A 19,196-nucleotide genomic window follows, 5' to 3' on the forward strand; every position below is an offset into this window, starting at 1 on the left:
GATGGTAGTAGGCAGCGATGGAATGGTAGGCGGTGCCCACCCTACGGCAGAAACAGCGATCGCTTATCTGCAAAGTCCGCAGGCAATTCGCGATCGCGCTCGTGCCCTCTTCCAGCTAGCTGAGAGCGATCAGCTCCAGCACCTTCGCTATCATCCTGAAGCCATGCCCGCTACTGCCGCCTACGTGCTCGACGTAATGGGGCAGCAGTATCCCGGCGGCGACATTCCGTTCCACTCCCGCTGGCGACACTTTGAGGTGGAGGGGCGATCGCGCTTAGACCTTCTAGAGCCTAATCTATCGGCGTTGGATCCCTTAGAGCAGGCAAGGCTGAAGGTAGATTTGGTAATTACCAGTGTGCTGCTGGATGCCGGGGCAGGGAGTCGATGGCGGTACGTGGAGCCGGGAACGGGGCTGGGGTTTACCAGGTCAGAGGGATTGGCGATCGCCAGTTTCCACAGCTTCACTTCGGGTCTTTTCTCCAGCCAACCGAATCATCCCTGGCAAGCAGATGGCCATGGGCTCACGCAACTCACTGCCGATCGCTTGGCTCAAGCCCTCCAGGTCAACGACAACAATTTCCTGCTAGGACTCGAAGGACGAGTGGCACTGCTGCAAAAACTCGGCCATACTCTGCACCAACAGCCTCAATTGTTTGGGGCCATCCTTCCCCGACCTGGCAACCTGGTGGATTACTGGCTACAAACCGCCTCCCAGGGTCAGCTATCTGCAACGACCATCCTGCAAACCATCCTCCTGGGCCTGGGACCAATCTGGCCGGGACGCATAGAGCTTGCCGGTACTAATCTGGGCGACGTGTGGTCTCATCCCCAACTGCCTAACACAGGCCCCGGCAGCAACCTTGTCCCCTTCCACAAGCTCTCCCAGTGGCTTACCTATTCGCTGCTGGAACCGCTGCAAGACCTGGGCCTCACCATCACCGATCTCGATCAGCTCACCGGCTTAGCTGAATACCGCAACGGTGGTCTGTTCATAGACTGCGGCGTGCTAAGCCTGAAGGATCCCACTGCGGCTGAAACCGCCCATGCCCCCGATTCGCCCCTGATTGTTGAATGGCGCGCCCTCACCCTCTGTCTGCTCGACGACCTCGCTGCCTACCTCCGCCAAACCTTAGGGGTGGATGCCACAGCCCTGCCCCTGGCCAAAATTCTCCAAGGCGGCACCTGGACAGCTGGCCGCCAAATCGCTGCTGAGAAGCGCCCCGACGGTGCCCCACCGATCCATCTCGCCAGCGACGGCACTGTTTTTTAAAAAAGATAAGAACGATGGGGAGATGAGGAGTAAAGGATGAAAAGTCCACGATTCCATTCCCCTCGCCCCCTCATCTCCCTCACCCTCCCCATCTCCCCATCTCCCCTACTTCTCAAAAATGCCCGACCTCCACCTCATCGACCATCCCCTGGTTCAGCACAAGCTCACCCTGATGCGGCGCGCCGAGACCAGCACGGCAAAGTTTCGCACGCTGCTCAAGGAAATCAGTCTGCTGATGGCCTATGAAGTGACGCGCGACCTGCCCCTCAAGTTAGAAACCATTCAAACGCCAATGGCCACGATGGAGGCCCCTGTGTTGGCTCCAGAGAAAAAGCTGGTTGTGGTTTCGATCATGCGAGCTGGGCAGGGCATTCTCGACGGCATTTTGGAACTCATGCCCTCGGCGCGGGTGGGACACATTGGCCTTTACCGCGATCCGCAAACCCTACGGGTGATCGAATACTTCTTTAAGGTGCCGGAGGATTTAAGCGATCGCGACGTTCTCGTCGTCGACCCCATGATCGCCACGGGCAATACGGCGGTGGCAGCCCTGTACCCGCTCAAACAGGCTCAGCCGCGATCGCTCCGCTTCCTCTGCTTGCTCGCTGCACCAGAAGGCATTGCCCACTTTCACCGTGAGCACCCCGATGTGCCCCTCTATGCCGCCGCCGTAGATGAAAAACTGGACGAGCGCGGCTACATTTTGCCAGGCTTGGGGGATGCGGGCGATCGCCTATTTGGCACCAAGTAGCAGCCAGCCAAACACCGAAATTTACGTTTGATCAGCTTTGTTCCTAACGTTTAAATGTTTAACTAAGCGATCGCCCTAGAGCGGTTGACGTCCTTATCAGAACCATAGCTTAAGCACCTGGTAAAAGTTGAGCTGGGCTAAACTTTCTCATTCGACTGGCCTAGCTACAGCATTCAATCCAAATAGCGGCTCACACTAGCTTCATAAAGCAAGGCGATTGTCAGTCGGTTTCTAAATAGCTATCGTCTTAAGGAAATCAGCATTTATTATCTATAGATCGCGATGCAACTTGGTGGACTTTTTTAATCTAGACTTTACTCAGTCAATAAATTGATTAAGATAATTGAGAGTAGATTGCTTCATCACCTGAGCACTTTACTTAGGAGCGGCAAGGTGCCACGTAAAGCTATGTAAAGCAGCTTTTGGCACTATTTAGAATTGTTCATGATGATTTTGTTACACGCCAAAGGCTTTCAGCGCAAGGGTTTCAGGCTTTAGCGGCGATAAAATCTGTTCTTCGACGCACTAATTCACTTAACTTAATACTTCTAAACTACTGGCTCATAATATTGCCCTTAATATTTTTTTAAGGACTCTACAACTGCTCTGGTTATTGGCATTTGAGCGCTTGTCAGGATTTCTTGAAGTGGGTTTGGTGGCCAACTAGGGATTCCCCTAAGGGGTTAAATAGGCTTTTTTCTTTCGTTCAGTGGTTTTCCCGGTTGGCGAGACCACAGAGTTTTATTCGCAGCCAGTTAAAATGAGGTCAATCTCGCTAGAGGATCGGGCTAAAGACAGGCCTTGGACTCACGGTTGGCGAGGGAATCGATCCATAGCTGAGTTTGTTGGTATAAACGTCTCAAGTCATTGAGACCTAAGTTGTCAACGTGAATGGTGAGTTGCCCTAGATAATTTGTCTTGGGTAATGCGATCGCCTCAAAAGGCAATCTGTGACCATTGCGGCATCTGCTTCGAGCCTCCGGGCTGCCAGCGAATTCTTGTGTGATTACTACAGTATTAAGGGTTCTTATGGCTAAGCAATCTATTCGTCTGCCCGAATCAAGCACAACGACAGAGGTGCCACTGTCGGTAGACTCGGCAGATGTTGCGCTCGATGCTGAAGCGCAGGTGAGCCAAATTCAGCAGGCGTTGGTCAACAACTTGCACTGGGTACAGGGCAAAGATGAACAGTTTGCTAATGCCCACGACTACTACACAGCACTGGCCCACAGCGTGCGCAATCAGCTGCTGAAAAAACGCATTCGCACGGCCAAGACCTACGCCGAAGCGAAGACCAAAAACGTATACTATCTGTCGGCAGAATTCCTCATGGGCCGCCAGCTCGGCAACGGTCTGATCAACCTGGGCATGTACGACACTATGCGTCACGCCCTAGCCGACTGTGGGCTAGACCTAGACGAACTGCTCGAGCGTGAGGCCGAGCCGGGCCTGGGCAACGGCGGGTTGGGTCGTTTGGCCGCCTGCTTCATGGACTCGCTCACCACCCTCAACCTGCCTGCGATCGGCTACGGCATTCGCTACGAGTTTGGCATCTTTACCCAACTAATTCGCCAGGGCCACCAGGTTGAAGCGCCCGACAAGTGGCTCAGCTACGGCAACCCTTGGGAAATTGCCCGCCCCGACTACCGGGTTGAGATCAAATTTGGCGGTCACACCGAGGTCTATAAGAAAGACGGTGACGACGACTACCAGGTGCGGTGGATCCAGGCTCAAACCGTGATTGGCATCCCCCACGATGTGCCAGTGCCGGGCTATGGCACCGAGAACGTCAACCTGTTGCGCCTCTGGAAGGCCGAGGCCGGCGAAGCCTTTGACCTAGATGCCTTCAACGCTGGCGACTATTTTGGGGCGGTGGCCAACAAGATGATCTCCGAGAACATCACCAAGGTGCTCTACCCCAATGACGAGACCCGCCAGGGCAAAGAGCTGCGTCTGCAACAGCAGTACTTCTTCGTCGCCTGCTCGCTGCAAGACATTATTCGTCTGCACCTGCGCGATCACAGCAGCTTAGAGAATTTGGCCGAGTTTGCCGCCATTCAGCTCAACGATACCCACCCGGCCATTGGCGTCGCCGAGCTCATGCGTCTGCTGATCGACGAATACAGCTTTGAGTGGGCCGCCGCTTGGAAAATCACCCAGCGCACCTTTGGCTACACCAACCACACCCTCATGCCCGAAGCGCTGGAGAAGTGGTCGGTAGACTTGTTTGGCAAGCTACTGCCCCGTCACCTCGAAATCATCTACGAAATCAACCACCGCTTCTTGGCTCAGGTCAAGCTGCGCTACCCCAACGATCCCGAGCGCCTCGAGCGCCTCTCGCTGATCGAAGAAGGCCCCGAGCGCCGGGTGCGGATGGCCAACCTAGCCTGTGTTGGCAGCCACGCCATCAATGGAGTAGCCGCCCTGCACACCGAGCTGCTCAAGCAAGAAGTGCTGCAAGATTTCTATGAGCTGTGGCCCGACAAGTTTAGCAACAAGACCAATGGCATTACCCCCCGCCGCTGGCTGTTGCAGTGCAACCCCCGCCTGGCCCAGCTAATTTCTGAGACTATTGGCGACAGCTGGATCACCAACCTCGACGATCTCAAGCAGCTTGAGGCCTATGTCGACAACGATGTGTTCCGCCATGCCTGGCAGGCCATTAAGCAGGAAAATAAGTGGGCTCTATCCCGCTACATCCACGACGCTGTAGGTATAGAGGTCAACCCCGACTCCATGTTTGATGTGCAAATCAAACGCATCCACGAGTACAAGCGGCAGCTGATGAACGTGCTGCATGTGATCACCCTCTACAACCGTATGGTGCAAAACCCTGGGGATCACGTCGTGCCGCGCACGGTGATCTTTGGCGGCAAGGCAGCCCCCGGCTACGCCATGGCCAAGCTGGTAGTCAAGCTGATCAACGCTGTCGCCGATGTGGTCAACAACGACCCCATTGTGGCTGGGCGGCTGAAGGTGGTGTTTTTGCCCAACTACAACGTCTCCCAGGCCCAGCGACTGTTCCCAGCCTCTGACCTGTCAGAGCAGATCTCGACTGCTGGCATGGAGGCCTCGGGCACCGGCAACATGAAGTTTGCCCTCAACGGCGCGCTTACCATTGGCACCCTCGATGGCGCTAACGTGGAAATCCGCGAAGAGGTGGGAGCTGACAACTTCTTCCTGTTTGGTCTGACCACTGAGCAGGTCGCGGCCTGTAAGGCCGTGGGTCACAACCCCTGGTACTACTACGACACCAACCCCGAGCTGAAGCGCACCCTGGATGTGATCGCCTCAGGGCTATTTTCGCCCGGTGAGCCCGATCTATTCTTGCCCATTCTCGACTCGCTGCTGGTCGAGGATCCCTATATGGTGATGGCTGACTTTGCCGCCTACGTGCAGTGTCAAGAGCATGTCAGCCGCACCTATGAAGATCGCGATCGCTGGGTGCGTATGGCCATTCTCAACACCGCTCGCATCGGCAAGTTTTCGGCAGACCGCACGATCGCCGACTACGCCCGCGAGATCTGGAAGGTGAAGGCGGTGCCGGTGGCTGGGGAGTAGGCGGGTGGATGAGTGGGCGGGTGGATGGGTGGGGAGTGAATGCATCGGCGGAAGCACTCATCCACCCATCCACCCCCTACCCATTTACCCCTCTCCTCGCTTCGGCGGTTCCTTCAGGGCCGCCACTAGCAGACAGACGATGCCGATGTTGATGCACACGTCGGCTACGTTAAAAATTGGGAAACGAATTAGCCGAAAGTCTAAGAAGTCAATGACTTCGCCAGACAGGAGGCGATCGATGCCATTGCCCAACGCTCCACTGAGAATTAGCCCGTAGCCCACCTGCTCCCAGCGGTTGGGCAATCGTGCTTTTAAACCCAAGGCGATGAGGCCCAAGCTTACCGCCAGCGACAGCCACTTCAGCCACTCACCGTTGTTGCTAAACAGGCTGAAGGCGGCCCCGCTGTTGGTTACATAGGTAAAGTAGAATACTCCCGGCCAAATCGGCAATGAGTCGGGTGGAGTAGTGAGTTCAAAGGTTTGAGCTACCCAAAACTTAGTCAGCTGATCGAGGGCTAGCCCAACCCCAGCGGCGATCCAAAACCAACGATTGCGCACTCTCATGGGCCTAGTAAAACAACAGCTGTCGCAGCACCAGCGACAGCACTGCCACCGCACACACTATCACCAGATGGCCCGGCATTGGCAAAATAGAATATCCCAGCAGCAGCTCCCAGTAGGAGGCCGATACGGTCTGCAACCAGCCTAGCAGGGAGGCGAGAGTCAGGTAAATAATGCCCAGTCCGTGGATGATGCCCAACCCGCTGAGGCAGCTCAGTGCCAAGGTCTCTAGCTTGGGCGGGTTTTGAAAGGCCAGGTAGCCGCACACCCATCCAGCGGGCACAAAGCCAATTAGATAGCCAAAGCCCGGCTCACGCACGTAGCTCAGCCCGCCCCCTTGGGTAAATACCGGAAACTCAAACACCCGAAACAGCGCTAGCCCCAGCACTAGGTAAGCAACCTGCGACAGCGCCGCCGCGTTTTTGCCTCCCACGCAGCCGGTCAGCAGCACGGCCCCCACCTGAAAGCTCACCCCCAGCGACAGCAGCGCCATACCAGACTGACCCCAAGTCCAGGGAGCGTTGAGGGTAAAAGCTTCCATCCAGGTGGCCACAATGGTGAGAACCAACCCAATCAGAGCCCACAGTAGTTCGAATGGTGCTAGCACTGGCGATGTCTTCACCCGTTGGCGGCAGAATTTAGACATTCACATTAGCAGGGTTTGTCAGACTGGGCACGGGTTCACAGAAAGATTTTTGCCCGCTATTAGGCAGCGACAAAGGCATCTCAGTCGCGCACATTACCCCGCAGAGATTTGATCTGACCGCGCTTGGCTTTGCTGTCGAGGCGCTTTCTCTTGGCAGTTTTTGAGGGTTTGGTGTGTTTGCGCTTTTTAGGCGTAACAGTAACGCTTTGAACTAAACCCTTGAGGCGATCGAGGGCATCTTCTCTGTTTTGCTCTTGGGTGCGATGCTGCTGGGCTTTAATGATGACAATTCCCTCTTTGGTGATGCGGCTGTCGTTGAGGTTGAGCAGACGTTCTTTGTAGAGGGGCGATAGAGAAGATGCATTGATGTCAAACCGCAGGTGAATGGCAGTGGCAACTTTGTTGACGTTTTGGCCCCCCGCCCCCTGAGAGCGGACGGCGCTCAGCTCAATCTCGCTCAGCGGAATGGCAGTGCGGTTGGTAATTTGCAGCATGAAAAATTGAGGACGCTATCTACACCATAGCCAGATTGAGCCAGGATGCAGCATAAAGCCTTGTCAGGTAACGACTTCATGCCGTGTGGCATCTCTACATTCTGGTTGATTACCTGCTCGACGGGTTTATTTACTTTGAAGTCAGAACGTTGCTCGCGGGTGCTTTCTTCTTGTAGGGCGGGCGTTTTGGAGTGTTCCACCCAAAACTATTCTGATCAAGCATAGGGCTCGGCCCTTAGTCTGGCCCAGCAGAATCTTGAATAAGTATTTGGCGGAACACTCTTGGTTAAGAGCGACAAAGTCAACCAAAGGAGCTTAATGATGAGAGAACGCAACTGTGCACTAGTTTTAGGCATTTTATTTACGGTTTTGGGTTTGGCTGGGTTTGTTCCAGCGCTTGTAACGCTTCCCTCACCGGACATGGCCAGCGCTGCCCCTCTTCCAATTGATATGGGAGATACCTATGTACAGGGTTTTGGCTATCTTTTTGGCCTTTTCCCGATCAACTTAATGCATAACCTAGTTCACCTAGCGGTGGGCATCTTTGGGATCTCAGCTTCTACCACGGTAGGTGGTGCCCGTTTGTTTAATCGGTTCTTTGCAATTTCTTATCTGTTGATTGCCATTATGGGTTTGGTACCCGTGGCTCATACCACGTTTGGCTTGATGCCGATTTTTGGCAACAACGTTTGGTTCAACGCCGTTACAGCGTTGATAGCGGGCTATTTTGGGTTTGTTGCACCCGACAAAGAAACCAGCCTCAGCGTTTAATGATCTAGGAGTGGTAGGCTTGGCCTTCTAAGCCCACCGCTCTTAGGTTCTGTTTGGTTAAGCAAGGTTAGCTTGCTCAAGCATTTTTAGAAGATGGACGTAATTGAACTCGAACCGACGATCCCCACGATATTTAGGTAGGGTTTCAGCATTGCGAGAAATTCTGGCTAGCTTTATGACCTCATTGCTAACAACATGAGCCTGCCGCTGCCAACACGCCGGTGCAGCTTAGCCCTAATCTCTACACAGGGCTGATAGCATTGTCATGAACAAGACGGCGATCTCTGTCTAAGCTTCGTAGCCAAGATAGAACGTCTCTGTAAACGGTGTAGAAGACTAGTTGGCCAACCTAGTGCGTTGGAAAGACAAACCCATTGCCATGTCGATTGTCCAGGGTTAGTTAGTCGGTGTAGCCCACTTTACTCTAGGTTATACCCTCACCTACGCAGCCTTTTTGATTGCCACTACAGCTGGGCGATTTGGCTGACAAGGGGCTCAAAAAATCTAAGTCTTTCTCACGTGAAGTTGTCATGAATCATAAAGCTTAGTCGTGAGAAGCCGCGCAGTTAGAAGGGATTAACTGCGCTTTTTTATGGCGTCAAAAATTAGGTTACGACCTTTGACCGTTGAGGATTGCTCTGGAAAGGTAAAGCATGGATAAAAGCATTACTGTAACAGCCTTAAACGGGGCTGACTAGGAGACACCATGACAGAGCAATATACCCACAGAGGCATCGGTTTTTTTCCTAAGGAGGAGCAGGCCGAGCAAGCTATTCGAGCCTTACAATCATCCGACTTTCCGATGGGCCAGATCTCAATTTTGGCCAAGCAATTGGCAGACGATGTAGTGGCGGGGGGCGCTAAGACAGGCTCTGAGGTTGAAGGGCAAGACATCAACGATTCTAAACGACTGCCGCAAAATGCTCTAGCAGGAGGATTTTGGGGTGGTTTGCTAGGCGGCCTGACCGGTTTGGCAATGATTCCTGGGGCGGGCGCGGTGATAGCGGCAGGCTCCGTTGGTGCGGCTTTGGCTACGTTAGCTGCTGGACAAGGGGCAGGGGCCTTGGCGACGTCAAACCTCAAAGATGGGTTGCGTTCCCTGGGCGTTCCAGACGACCAGGCGGGGGCCTTTAGCGATCGCTTAATTGGCGGCGATTTTTTGGTGATTGTCGATGGCAGTCAGGAGGAAGTGAACCAGGCGGAGTCGGTTTTAGCTGGCCACAGCGTTCAAACCTGGGATGTCCATCCTATGCCGCAGTCTTAGGTCAGTTCTAAGTAGCTGATTCTAAGGAGAAAGAACGATTGCGTCGGGGCTAATCAGAGGCTTTTTGATGAGTCGAGCGATCGCCTAAATGTCGATCTATTCCTTTTTAATGAGGATGTCCTAGATCCCCATTTCTAGACTGAGAGCAGCGACCTAAACAAAGCCTTTTTATGCGGTTTTAGCCTTCCTCGACAAGTCGTGACTGAGGCTAAAGCCGCGATCGCAGCAGGCGCGTGTTTGGGTATCAACAGGACTGTTTTGCAAGCTAGCGACACTACTATTTGCCATGATTGACTCTCCCTCTTCAGGTACGGCAAAAGAGTCCAATGCTTTTCCGATCAACGTTAGGTCATTTAAGATAGCCGGGTTTTTGATCGGGTTTGGTCTAGGCGGCTTTATCGACGCCATCGTTTTGCACATGCTGTTGCAGTGGCACCACCTGGTCTCGGGTCGGGTGCCAAGCAATACTCTGGTAGGCTTGCAGCGCAACGTGGTGTGGGATGGAGTTTTGAGTGCCGGTATGTGGCTGGTCATCGTGGTTGGTCTAGCTGTGCTGTGGCGCAGTGTGCAGCAGGCCCCCATTGTGCCTCTCACCACCTCAGCTTTTGTGGGCTGGATTTTGATCGGGTGGGGTGGATTTCAGCTCTTCGACAGTGTCTTTTTTCACGCTCTGCTGGGGCTCCACCACATCCGGCCAGGACCTAATTATTTAGTTTATGACGCGGCCTTTTTTCTAATTGGCTTTGTCTTGATCGGATTAGGTTTTCTCATGACGCGTAACCAAGTTGATGGTTAGCCATTTTTCCTAGCAGCCCTGCTGCTGGTTGAGCGGACCAATTCAGTGCGATCGCCGTTTCGTCCCCTACCACGGCTCTAGGTGAGGGCGATCGCAGGTCTCCTTAACACTTACCGATCCTGTCTTGTTCTGTTGAGAAAGGAGTCACTATGAGCGTTCGTCTTTTTGCCTTAATCAGCGGCATTGTCTATGTGCTGGTTGGCCTGCTTGGCTTTGTGCCTACATTTGTGGCCGCTCCAGAGGTTGCCCCGGCCCTGGCTGTAGAGGCAGGCTACGGCTACCTGCTGGGCCTTCAGCACTCGCACCGATATCTTTGAGGAGCAGGTCAACCGCGTGATCGACCAGATCAAATCCGCCCGCGACACCGCCCTGCATCAGGCTCAGCGGCTCCAAGAAGAAGCTGAAAAGCGGATTAATGTCCTCAAGCACGAAGCCAAAGAGCAGATGGAAGAGGTTCGCAAAACGGCGGCCACCGCCGCTTGGTGGCTGTTTGGCACAGCGATAACCTCAATGGCCACGGCTGCGATCGCAGGCGTTCTCGCCGCCGGAGGTCTGGAATTTCTGAGCTGACGACACCGAGAGGGAAAGTTGTGAATTTAGCCGGTGCCCTAACCACAGTAGTTAGGGCATCGTTTTATATAACTGCGCTCGCGCTAGCGGCTCCAAATTGTGACTGTTGCTTCAGCTGCGCTCCAAATTAGGCCGGAGGCACCTGTGATAAACAAAATCATCAGCAGGGCATAGCCTATTTGGCTTTGGCCTAGCGGTTTTAAGTCAGGGATTAGCTCGCTGAAAATGTGAAAACCATCTAGAGGTGGAATTGGCAGAAGATTGAAGAAACCTAGGCCGATATTGATATAGGCAGCTAGCCAGAAAAATTCTAGGCTCAGGAAGCTCATGGCGCTGGAGGCTTTTATTAAATGGATGACAAAAATACAGACAACCGCGATCGCAAAATTAGTCCCCGGACCTGCCGCAGCTACCAAAATCTCTCCCCACTTGCGGCTGCGAAAACGATTGGGGTTTATTGGCATTTCTCCCCAAGCCATGCCCACTAAGCACAGGAAAATAAGCGAAAGCCAGCCCATATGCACCACTGGATTGGGGGTCATATGCCCGGTTCGAATAGGGGTGTCGTCGCCCTGATGGATAGCCGCAAATCCGTGACCGAGTTCGTGCAGCGTAATCGAAAGAATGATAATAACCGTGAATCTGAAGAAATATACCGGATCGGTTAGCAAATACTCAACCATCATGATCAGATAAATTCCTAGTCAAACTTTATTGTTGTTTGAAGCCGCAGACCGAACTTCCATCCTAAGCTGCTGTCAAAGACAGATACCTGAGTGGACTTACGGATCAATATTGCTGTGCGTTTGCGAAGCATAGTCTTCGGCTAATCGCGGCTTATTCAGTTGTTAAATGAAGAACTACGGATGTCTGGGCAGACTTTACGATTCGATTGAGTTCTGCCAACCTAGTACAGTGCACAATTGAAGAAGGGCGAGTCGTCGCGGTTATTCATTCCATTTGTTCTAGCCTGACTCTACCTCTTTTCTATCGATTGAACGCTTGCTCGAACCCTTTATGATCTGCTGACTTTATACCAAATCCGATCGCATAAACCCCGATTCAAGACGGAAGGCGTGTGGGTTAAGTCGTTGCCTACGCGCGCACTTAGCCGTTCTGGCTTAACCCCACGGAAGGCCGTGACGAGCTGAGTAGTAATTGTCCAGCATTGTGCTGAACGAATTTTGGAATGTTTCACGAAGGAGCTAACCGAGAGAGATTGTGATGCTGCTCTGTGGCGCGGGGCAGCTACTCCATCACGTCTTTTTGCCATTCGGCTCGAACTGCTTCTAGTTTTGTCAATGATCATAGGGCGACGGGAACGTTGCCCAAAACTCATTAGCTTTTCCCCAGTAGTTTATGAGTTTTGGGAAAGGCTGTGCGTTAGCCAATGCTTATACAGCCCTATTCAAATGAACTTGCAAGCTTAAATTCTCTTTGCTTTGTATCCCTTACCCCCGGATTGTTGATTAGAGCGGGCGGTGGTAGCCTCAAAAGTCGTGAAACTCCTTCTGCTGCTCAGGTGCTTGATTAAGGCATAGAGGGCAACTCATTCTGAAAATTGATAGGTGCAGCTATGGCGTTAAGTCTCAAAGTGCCCGCCTGGTCTATAGGGGTGCTCCTACTGGGGCAAGTTCTGACCGGATGTGCTTCAAACTCAACTGGGTCAAGTGCTTCTGCGCCAGCCTCCAATGCTTCTGCAGAGCAGATAGTCCTAGCGATTGGAGGAGAGAGCGAGGAAGGATATGACCCCACATTAGGCTGGGGTCGCTACGGTTCGCCCCTGTTTCAGAGCACCTTGCTGCGGCGCGATGAAAACCTTGAAATCGTTAACGACTTGGCGACTAACTACACTGTCAGCGAAGACGGCAGAACTTGGACAGTAACCATTCGCCAGGATGCTCAGTTTTCTGATGGAAAGCCGCTAACAGCAGCCGATGTTGCCTACACCTTTAGCAAAGCCGCTGAGAGCGGCGGCCTGACCGATGTGACGGTGCTAGAGGAAGCTGTAGCCACCGACGACTACACGGTGGAGTTGCGGCTGAAGCAGCCCCAAAGCACCTTCGTCAACCGCCTAATCACCGTGGGCATTGTGCCAGAGCACGCCCATGGCCCTGACTATGCCCGCAACCCCATTGGCTCTGGCCCTTATCAACTCGTCCAGTGGGATGAGGGGCAGCAGCTGATTGTCGAAGCTAACCCCAACTATTACGGCGAAGCCCCTGGGATTAGGCGACTCGTTTTTCTGTTTACCGAGGAAGATGCGGCCTTCGCGGCGGCCCAAGCTGGGCAGGCTCAGGTGGTCAGCGTGCCTCAGTCGTTGGCGGTGCAGAGCATCGAGGGCATGAAGCTCTACGACGTCGCTAGCGTGGACAACCGGGGGCTGATGTTTCCCTTTCCCGATGAGGGAAGTAAGACTACGCCAGACGGAAAACCTGTAGGCAATGCCGTTACCTCGGACTTGGCAATTCGGCAGGCGGTGAACTACGCCGTAGATCGGCAGGCGCTGGTAGATGGCGTGCTGGAGGGCTACGGATCGCCCGCATACGGTCCGGTTAGCGGTTTGGCCTGGGAGGAACCGAACGCCAATATTGAGGATGCCAACCCCGATCTCGCTCGCCAGATCCTGGCGGAGGGGGGCTGGCGCGACAGCGACGGTGATGAAATTGTTGAGAAGGATGGCCTAAAAGCTGAATTTACCCTGCTCTACCCGGCTAGCGACAGCACTCGCCAGGCGCTGGCTCTGTCGGTGGCAGAAATGCTCAAGCCCGTAGGCATTCAAGTCAACGTTGAGGGCAAGAGCTGGGATGAGATTACTCCTCTGGCGCACAGCAACGCGGTGTTGTTTGGCTGGGGCAGCCACGACCAGACGGAGATGTACAACCTCTACCACAGCAAAGCGGCCCAGGGCGATTTTTACAACGCGGGCTACTACGCCAACCAGGCCATTGACCAAAGGCTGGATCTAGCGATGGGTGCGCCTTCGGAGGCAGAAGCGATCGCATTCTGGCAGGCGGCCCAGTGGGATGGCCAGGAGGGGTTTACGGCCAAGGGCGATGCTGCCTGGGCCTGGCTGGTCAACCTTGACCATACCTACTTTGTCCACGAGTGTCTGGACATCGGCCAACCCCAGGTTGAGCCCCACGGCCACGGCTGGCCCATTACTGCCAACATCGCTAGCTGGACCTGGACATGCAACTAAAGCCGATTTTGCTGTTTTTTGGCTACAAGCTGGTGCGGCTAGCGCTGCTGCTGATTGCCGTAGCGGTGCTGACCTTTGGCATGATGAGCCTGTCACCTATTGACCCGGTGCAAGCCTATGTTGGAGCCGACATGCTGCAGATCAGTGCCGCCCAGCGAGAGCTGATCGCCCAGCGCTGGGGTCTAGATCAACCGATGATCGTTCGTTTTTGGGACTGGTTTGGGCAGATCATCCAGGGCAACTGGGGCACCTCGATGGTGTTCAACCAGCCGGTTTTGCAGGTGATCGGTCAGCGGTTTCAGGTGTCGCTGCAGTTGCTTGCGATCGCGTGGCTCCTGTCTGGTCTGCTGGGGCTAGTGCTGGGCGTGCTGGCCGGAGCCTTTGAGGGCACCTGGATTGACCGGGGCATTCGTCTCTATGCTTACACTCTGGCGTCGTCGCCGACGTTTTGGGTGGCGCTGCTACTGCTGATTCTCTTTTCGGTGTCACTGCGGCTCACCCCGATTTGCTGTGCGGCCCCGCCGGGGATGCTGGCCCAAAACGTTACTTTCTGGCAGCATCTGCACCATCTGCTGCTGCCCGCCCTCGCCCTGAGCATCATTGGCATTGCCAGCATTGCCCTCCACACCCGCCAGAAGCTGATCGACGTGCTGCATAGCGACTATGTGCTGTTTGCCCGCGCTCAAGGCGAGAGCCTCTGGGGCATCTTGCAGCACCATGGACTGCGCAACATTTTGCTCCCGGCGCTGACCCTGCAATTTGCTTCTCTCAGTGAGCTGTTTGGCGGCTCGGTGCTAGTGGAGCAAGTGTTTGCCTATCCAGGCCTGGGGCAGGCGACCGTGCAGGCAGCGTTGCGTAGCGATGTGCCGCTGTTGGTGGGCATCGTTTTCTTTAGCGCCCTGTTTGTCTACGCCGGCAACACCTTGGCCGATCTGTCTTACCAGGTAATTGACCCGCGCATCCGCATTGGCGGCAGGAGGACTACATGACCACCCTTGCACCTCCCCAAATCCGCGCTTCCGAAAAGCAGAGCAATCGGCGGCAGCAGACCCTTTGGACAATTGGGTTGTGTGCCTTCTTTTTGGCGGCCATTATCCTCAGCACTTGGGTGATTGGCGATGCCGGACTGAGCCCAGTATTGACCCAACGCAACCAGCCCCCCTCCCTAGCCCATGCCTTTGGCACCGACTGGCTGGGGCGAGACATGCTGACGCGATCGCTCCACGGCATGTCTCTTAGCCTACGGGTGGGTCTGCTGGCCGCTACCGTCAGCGCGCTCATTGCCACTCTGCTAGGGCTGGCCGCAGGCACCCTAGGCGGTTGGGTCGATGCCGTCATCTGCTGGATTATTGACGTGTGCTTTAGCCTGCCCCACCTGGTGCTGCTAATTTTGGTTGCCTTTGCCGTTGGGGGCGGCACTCGGGGAGTGATCATTGCCGTGGCCCTAACCCACTGGCCGAGCCTGGCCCGTGTGGTGCGGGCAGAGGTGTTGCAGGTCAACAGCTCTGACTACGTGCAACTCTCCCACCGGCTGGGCCGTTCCCCCGCTTGGATTGCCCGCCACCACATGGTGCCCCACGTGATTCCCCAGCTGCTGGTGGGGCTGATTCTGCTGTTTCCCCACGCCATTTTGCACGAGGCGGCGCTGTCGTTTATTGGCATTGGCATCTCGCCCCACCTGCCTGCCATCGGCATCATTCTGGCCGAGTCGATGCGGCACCTATCCACCGGCTACTGGTGGCTGGGGGTGATGCCCGGTCTGCTGCTGCTGCTGTCGGTCAAAGCCTTTGACTGGCTGGGCGAAAACCTGCGCGCTTTGCTCGATCCGCGTACGAGTCAGGGGTAGTTATGCTGTCAGTCTCAAACCTCAGTGTCACCTTCAAACAGTATGAGCAAGGGCTACGCCGCAGGCAGCTCACGGTGATTACCGAGTTAGATCTAGACGTCAAGGCCGGGGAGGTGGTGGCGGTGGTGGGCGCTAGCGGGTCGGGCAAAAGCCTGCTGGCCCACGCCATTTTAGGCATTCTGCCGGAAAATGCAACCGTCGGCGGCACGATGCTGTTTCAGGGTCAGCCGCTGACGCCCTCGCGGTGCCAGCGGCTGCGCGGTAAGGCCATTGCTCTCATTCCTCAGTCGGTGGGTTATCTCGATCCGTTGATGCGGGTGGGCCAACAGGTGCAGCGGGTAGCCCAGCTCAACGGGCTTTCTAAACCAGCCGCGCGAACGGCGGTGAAGCGCACCTTTGATCGGTATGACCTGCCGCCTCAGGCAGAGCGCTGCTATCCGTTTCAGGTGTCGGGTGGCATGGCGCGGCGAGTGCTGGTCTCTACAGCGGTCGTCAGCCACGCCGAGTTGATTATCGCTGACGAACCCACCCCTGGCCTGCACCCTGAGGTGGTAGTCGAAACGCTAAACCATTTGCGGGAGCTGGCCCAAGAAGGGCGCGGCGTGATTTTAATTACCCACGATATTGAAGCGGCGTTGCTAGTGGCCGATCGGGTAGCCGTGTTCTACGCCGGAACGACGGCAGAAATTGCGTCGACCCAAGATTTTGCGGCTGGAAACTTGCGCCATCCCTACACCCAAGCCCTCTGGCGATCGCTGCCGCAAAACGACTTTATGCCGGTGCCGGGCAACCAGCCCAACCCAGAGGCACTGCCCGTGGGATGTTTGTTTAGCGATCGCTGCCCCTGGATGACAGAGGCCTGTCTGCCCGAGCGGCCGAGGCTACGGACGGTGCGAGGTGGTTTAGTGAGGTGTATTCATGCTGATCGGTAAAGAACTTTGGTTTCGCTACGCGGCTCAAATGCCTTGGGTGGTGCAAGACCAGACAATTTCTGTGGCACCGGGCGAAGTGGTCGGGCTGATGGCTCCTTCGGGCTTTGGCAAAACCACTCTGGCCAAACTATTAGCAGGCTATTTGATTCCCACCAAAGGACAGGTCAGTGTGGACGGCCAGCCTCTGCCCAGGCGGCGCTACTGCCCGGTGCAGCTTGTCTTTCAAAATCCGGAACTGTCAGTCAATCCGCGCTGGCGCATCGACCAAATTCTGCGCGAGGGTTATCCCCCCCAGATGCATCAGCTCGATGCCTTAGGTATTCACGAGGGCTGGCTCACCCGCTACCCCCATGAGCTGAGCGGTGGCGAGCTGCAACGAATTGCGATCGCCCGCACCCTCAATTCCCAGACCCGCTATCTGATTGCCGACGAGATGACGGCCATGCTCGATGCCAACACCCAGGCGCTGATCTGGCGGGCCGTTTTAGACTACACCCGCTCTCACCAGATCGGGGTTTTGGTGGTCAGCCACGACTGGCCGTTAGTGCGGCGGCTGTGCGATCGTATCCTCGATCTAGCTACCATGCATCACTCCACCCTAGTTTCGCAGTAGTCGCAGCCCGCTCAGCGTCACCATTACCGTTGAGCCTTCGTGCCCCAGCACCCCTAGGGGCAACGTGAGGTCTCCCGCAAAATTCGAAACCAGCAAAATCACCACAAACCCGAGGGCAAACACGATGTTTTGTTTGACCACATGCTGAGCGCGGCGGCCTAATCGAATCGCGTGCTCTAACTGCTCTAAGCGATCGGCCATTAGCACAACGTCTGCGGTTTCCAGGGCCACGTCGCTGCCTGCGGCTCCCATGGCAATGCCCACCGATGCTTGAGCCAGGGCCGGCGCATCGTTGATGCCGTCCCCCACCATCGCCACCGTCTGATACTGCTTTTGCAAGCGCCGAATCACATCCACTTTGTCTTCGGGCAGCAGCTCGGCATGCACCTGATCCACCCCGATCTGCTGAGCAATACTCTGAGCCGTGCGGGCATTGTCTCCGGTCAGCATAACAATCTGCTCAACTCCCAGCCGCTTGAGTTGGGCAATGGCCCGCGCTGCGGTTGGGCGCACAGTATCGGCAACGGCGATGACGCCCAACACCTGATCTCCATAGGCGACCCACACCACCGTTTTGCCCTCGGCCTCCCACTGCTGGCTTTGCTGAATTAGGGCCGGGGAAGCGCCCTGGGCCTGGGATTGAACAAACGCCGCTTTGCCTACCACCGCTGTTTGATGATTGATCTCTCCAGTAATCCCCTGCCCCGCTTGAGCCTGACCATTGACCGCTTCCGTCCAGGTAAGATTCTGCTGACGCGCAGCCCGCACAATCGCCTCCCCGATGGGATGTTCAGACAAGCTCTCCAGGGCCGCTGCAACCTGAAGTAATGACTGTGCAGACTGAACTGCTAGCATCCCGACCACTTCTACTCTGCCCGTTGTCAGCGTTCCGGTTTTGTCAAAGGCGATCGCGCGCACTCGCCCCATGCGCTCCAGCTGTGCTCCATTCTTAAACAAAATTCCTCGCCGCGCACCATTGGCAATGCCCGACAGCAGCGCCGGCATAATTGATGCCATCAGCGCACAGGGCGATGCCACCACCAAAAAAATCAAGGCCCGATAAATAGTTTGCTCCCAGCCCCAGCCCAACAGAAAGGGCGGTAGCAGGGCCAGCAAAATTCCCGTAATCACAATGACCTTGGCATAGCCCCGCTCAAACCGTTCAATAAACTGCTGCGACGGCGGTGCTTCGGTTTGGGCCTGCTGCACTAGGCGAATGACCCGCTGAATCAGGCTGCTTTCGGGCGGCTGGTGAATCTTGAGTCGCAGGGCTCCGCTGCCGTTAATCGTGCCCGCAAAAACCTCGTCGCCGATGGTCTTCTCCACCGGAATCGACTCTCCGGTAATCGGTGCCTGGTTCAAGGTGCTGGCGCCTTCAATTACCAATCCATCGGTTGGTACCAGCTCTCCCGGCTTGACCAGTACCTGATCGCCAACGGCGAGCGCTGCAATAGGCACCATTTCAGTGCGCCCCCCTCGGATCGCCCACGCCGTATCGGTGGTCAAACTCATCAGTCCGCGAATGCTGCGCTCCGTGCGCTGCATCGCGTACCCTTCAAGTGCCCCGCTGATGGCAAAGATCAAGATTAAAACTGCACCATCCACAATCATGAAATACTCTCGCCGCCACAGCCCTAGGCTGGCCGCGCCCAGGGCTGCCACGATCATCAGCAGATCTACGTCTAGCTCTTTCTCCTTAAACAGAGTCGTCAACCCCTCCCGCGCACTCTCAAACCCACCGATCACGTAGGCTGCCGTCAGAATCAAAACGGCCAACCCGATCCAGCCGAGATTGAGTAACTGCCAGCCCAGGAGAACTAGAACCGCGCAGGTGAAGGCTGCGATCGCATCCGGGTGATCTTTAACCAGGCTAGAAAGCCGGGGTGCAGACAAACTCGCAGAAACCATACCGAAAACCG

Annotated in this window: 18 protein-coding genes; 13 read left to right on the top strand and 5 right to left on the bottom strand. The window is 55.4% G+C overall.

Translation table 11 applies throughout. The features are described 5' to 3' along the window. Nucleotide 1: 1 nt before the first annotated feature. From H6F75_RS12005 to H6F75_RS12015, 3 genes are all read left to right on the top strand, one after another. Nucleotides 2-1,270: a URC4/urg3 family protein gene (locus tag H6F75_RS12005; RefSeq protein WP_190752477.1), complete on the top strand. Its 1,269-nt coding sequence runs from the start codon at nt 2-4 to the stop codon at nt 1,268-1,270. Between the two features lie 118 nt (nt 1,271-1,388). Next, nucleotides 1,389-2,021 carry a uracil phosphoribosyltransferase gene (gene upp, locus H6F75_RS12010; protein ID WP_190752479.1) on the top strand — a complete coding sequence of 211 codons (633 nt, stop codon included), beginning with the start codon at nt 1,389-1,391 and terminating at the stop codon, nt 2,019-2,021. 1,029 nt (nt 2,022-3,050) lie between these two features. Then, the gene (locus H6F75_RS12015) at nt 3,051-5,582 is read left to right on the top strand and encodes a glycogen/starch/alpha-glucan phosphorylase (RefSeq protein WP_190752481.1); all 2,532 of its coding nucleotides are present in this window, start codon (nt 3,051-3,053) and stop codon (nt 5,580-5,582) included. 84 nt (nt 5,583-5,666) lie between these two features. Here H6F75_RS12015 and lspA read toward each other — a convergent pair whose 3' ends face one another. The 3 genes from lspA to arfB form a co-directional block, all read right to left on the bottom strand. After that, complete coding sequence (gene lspA, locus H6F75_RS12020) at nt 5,667-6,146, bottom strand: signal peptidase II (RefSeq protein ID WP_190518671.1); 480 nt, start codon at nt 6,144-6,146, stop codon at nt 5,667-5,669. 4 nt (nt 6,147-6,150) lie between these two features. Then, the gene (locus H6F75_RS12025; RefSeq protein ID WP_190752484.1) at nt 6,151-6,750 is read right to left on the bottom strand and encodes a biotin transporter BioY; all 600 of its coding nucleotides are present in this window, start codon (nt 6,748-6,750) and stop codon (nt 6,151-6,153) included. 119 nt (nt 6,751-6,869) lie between these two features. Next, the gene (gene arfB, locus H6F75_RS12030; RefSeq protein ID WP_190752486.1) at nt 6,870-7,283 is read right to left on the bottom strand and encodes an alternative ribosome rescue aminoacyl-tRNA hydrolase ArfB; all 414 of its coding nucleotides are present in this window, start codon (nt 7,281-7,283) and stop codon (nt 6,870-6,872) included. Nucleotides 7,284-7,601: 318 nt separating this feature from the next. Here arfB and H6F75_RS12035 point away from each other — a divergent pair, with 318 nt between their 5' ends. The 5 genes from H6F75_RS12035 to H6F75_RS12055 all read left to right on the top strand — a co-directional run bounded on the left by H6F75_RS12035 (nt 7,602) and on the right by H6F75_RS12055 (nt 10,684). Next, complete coding sequence (locus H6F75_RS12035) at nt 7,602-8,054, top strand: DUF4383 domain-containing protein (RefSeq protein WP_190519001.1); 453 nt, start codon at nt 7,602-7,604, stop codon at nt 8,052-8,054. A gap of 706 nt (nt 8,055-8,760) precedes the next feature. Beyond that, nucleotides 8,761-9,318, top strand: coding sequence for a hypothetical protein (locus H6F75_RS12040; protein ID WP_190752488.1), 558 nt, complete (start codon nt 8,761-8,763; stop codon nt 9,316-9,318). 286 nt (nt 9,319-9,604) lie between these two features. After that, nucleotides 9,605-10,114 (top strand): DUF2243 domain-containing protein, encoded by a 510-nt coding sequence (locus tag H6F75_RS12045; protein ID WP_190752490.1) that lies wholly within the window; start codon nt 9,605-9,607, stop codon nt 10,112-10,114. A gap of 149 nt (nt 10,115-10,263) precedes the next feature. Continuing rightward, nucleotides 10,264-10,431 carry a DUF4383 domain-containing protein gene (locus tag H6F75_RS12050; RefSeq protein ID WP_190752492.1) on the top strand — a complete coding sequence of 56 codons (168 nt, stop codon included), beginning with the start codon at nt 10,264-10,266 and terminating at the stop codon, nt 10,429-10,431. Between the two features lie 16 nt (nt 10,432-10,447). After that, nucleotides 10,448-10,684 carry a hypothetical protein gene (locus tag H6F75_RS12055; RefSeq protein WP_190752494.1) on the top strand — a complete coding sequence of 79 codons (237 nt, stop codon included), beginning with the start codon at nt 10,448-10,450 and terminating at the stop codon, nt 10,682-10,684. An 83-nt stretch (nt 10,685-10,767) separates the two neighbouring features. On the opposite strand, the gene H6F75_RS12060 is transcribed toward H6F75_RS12055, so the two are convergent. Continuing rightward, nucleotides 10,768-11,370, bottom strand: a complete 603-nt coding sequence (locus H6F75_RS12060) for a site-2 protease family protein (protein ID WP_190752496.1) — start codon at nt 11,368-11,370, stop codon at nt 10,768-10,770. 890 nt (nt 11,371-12,260) lie between these two features. On the opposite strand from H6F75_RS12060, the gene H6F75_RS12065 reads away from it, so the two are divergent. Genes H6F75_RS12065 through H6F75_RS12085 form a run of 5 tightly spaced genes read left to right on the top strand, consistent with a single transcriptional unit; the run spans nt 12,261 to nt 17,277 of the window. After that, complete coding sequence (locus H6F75_RS12065) at nt 12,261-13,886, top strand: ABC transporter substrate-binding protein (protein WP_190752498.1); 1,626 nt, start codon at nt 12,261-12,263, stop codon at nt 13,884-13,886. Then, complete coding sequence (locus tag H6F75_RS12070; protein ID WP_190752499.1) at nt 13,877-14,875, top strand: ABC transporter permease; 999 nt, start codon at nt 13,877-13,879, stop codon at nt 14,873-14,875. Before H6F75_RS12065 ends, H6F75_RS12070 begins: the two co-directional genes overlap by 10 nt. Beyond that, a complete protein-coding gene (locus H6F75_RS12075) occupies nt 14,872-15,732 on the top strand; it encodes an ABC transporter permease (RefSeq protein ID WP_190752501.1) in 861 nt (286 codons plus the stop codon). The genes H6F75_RS12070 and H6F75_RS12075 overlap by 4 nt, the downstream gene beginning before the upstream one ends. Nucleotides 15,733-15,734: 2 nt before the next feature. Further along, nucleotides 15,735-16,664, top strand: a complete 930-nt coding sequence (locus H6F75_RS12080; RefSeq protein WP_190752503.1) for an ABC transporter ATP-binding protein — start codon at nt 15,735-15,737, stop codon at nt 16,662-16,664. Further along, complete coding sequence (locus H6F75_RS12085) at nt 16,651-17,277, top strand: ATP-binding cassette domain-containing protein (protein WP_190752505.1); 627 nt, start codon at nt 16,651-16,653, stop codon at nt 17,275-17,277. Before H6F75_RS12080 ends, H6F75_RS12085 begins: the two co-directional genes overlap by 14 nt. On the opposite strand, the gene H6F75_RS12090 is transcribed toward H6F75_RS12085, so the two are convergent. Then, nucleotides 17,263-19,185 (bottom strand): heavy metal translocating P-type ATPase, encoded by a 1,923-nt coding sequence (locus H6F75_RS12090; protein ID WP_190752507.1) that lies wholly within the window; start codon nt 19,183-19,185, stop codon nt 17,263-17,265. The genes H6F75_RS12085 and H6F75_RS12090 overlap by 15 nt on opposite strands. Between the last annotated feature and the right edge of the window lie 11 nt (nt 19,186-19,196).

The organism is Nodosilinea sp. FACHB-131, assembly GCF_014695395.1.
Lineage (GTDB): Bacteria > Cyanobacteriota > Cyanobacteriia > Phormidesmidales > Phormidesmidaceae > Nodosilinea.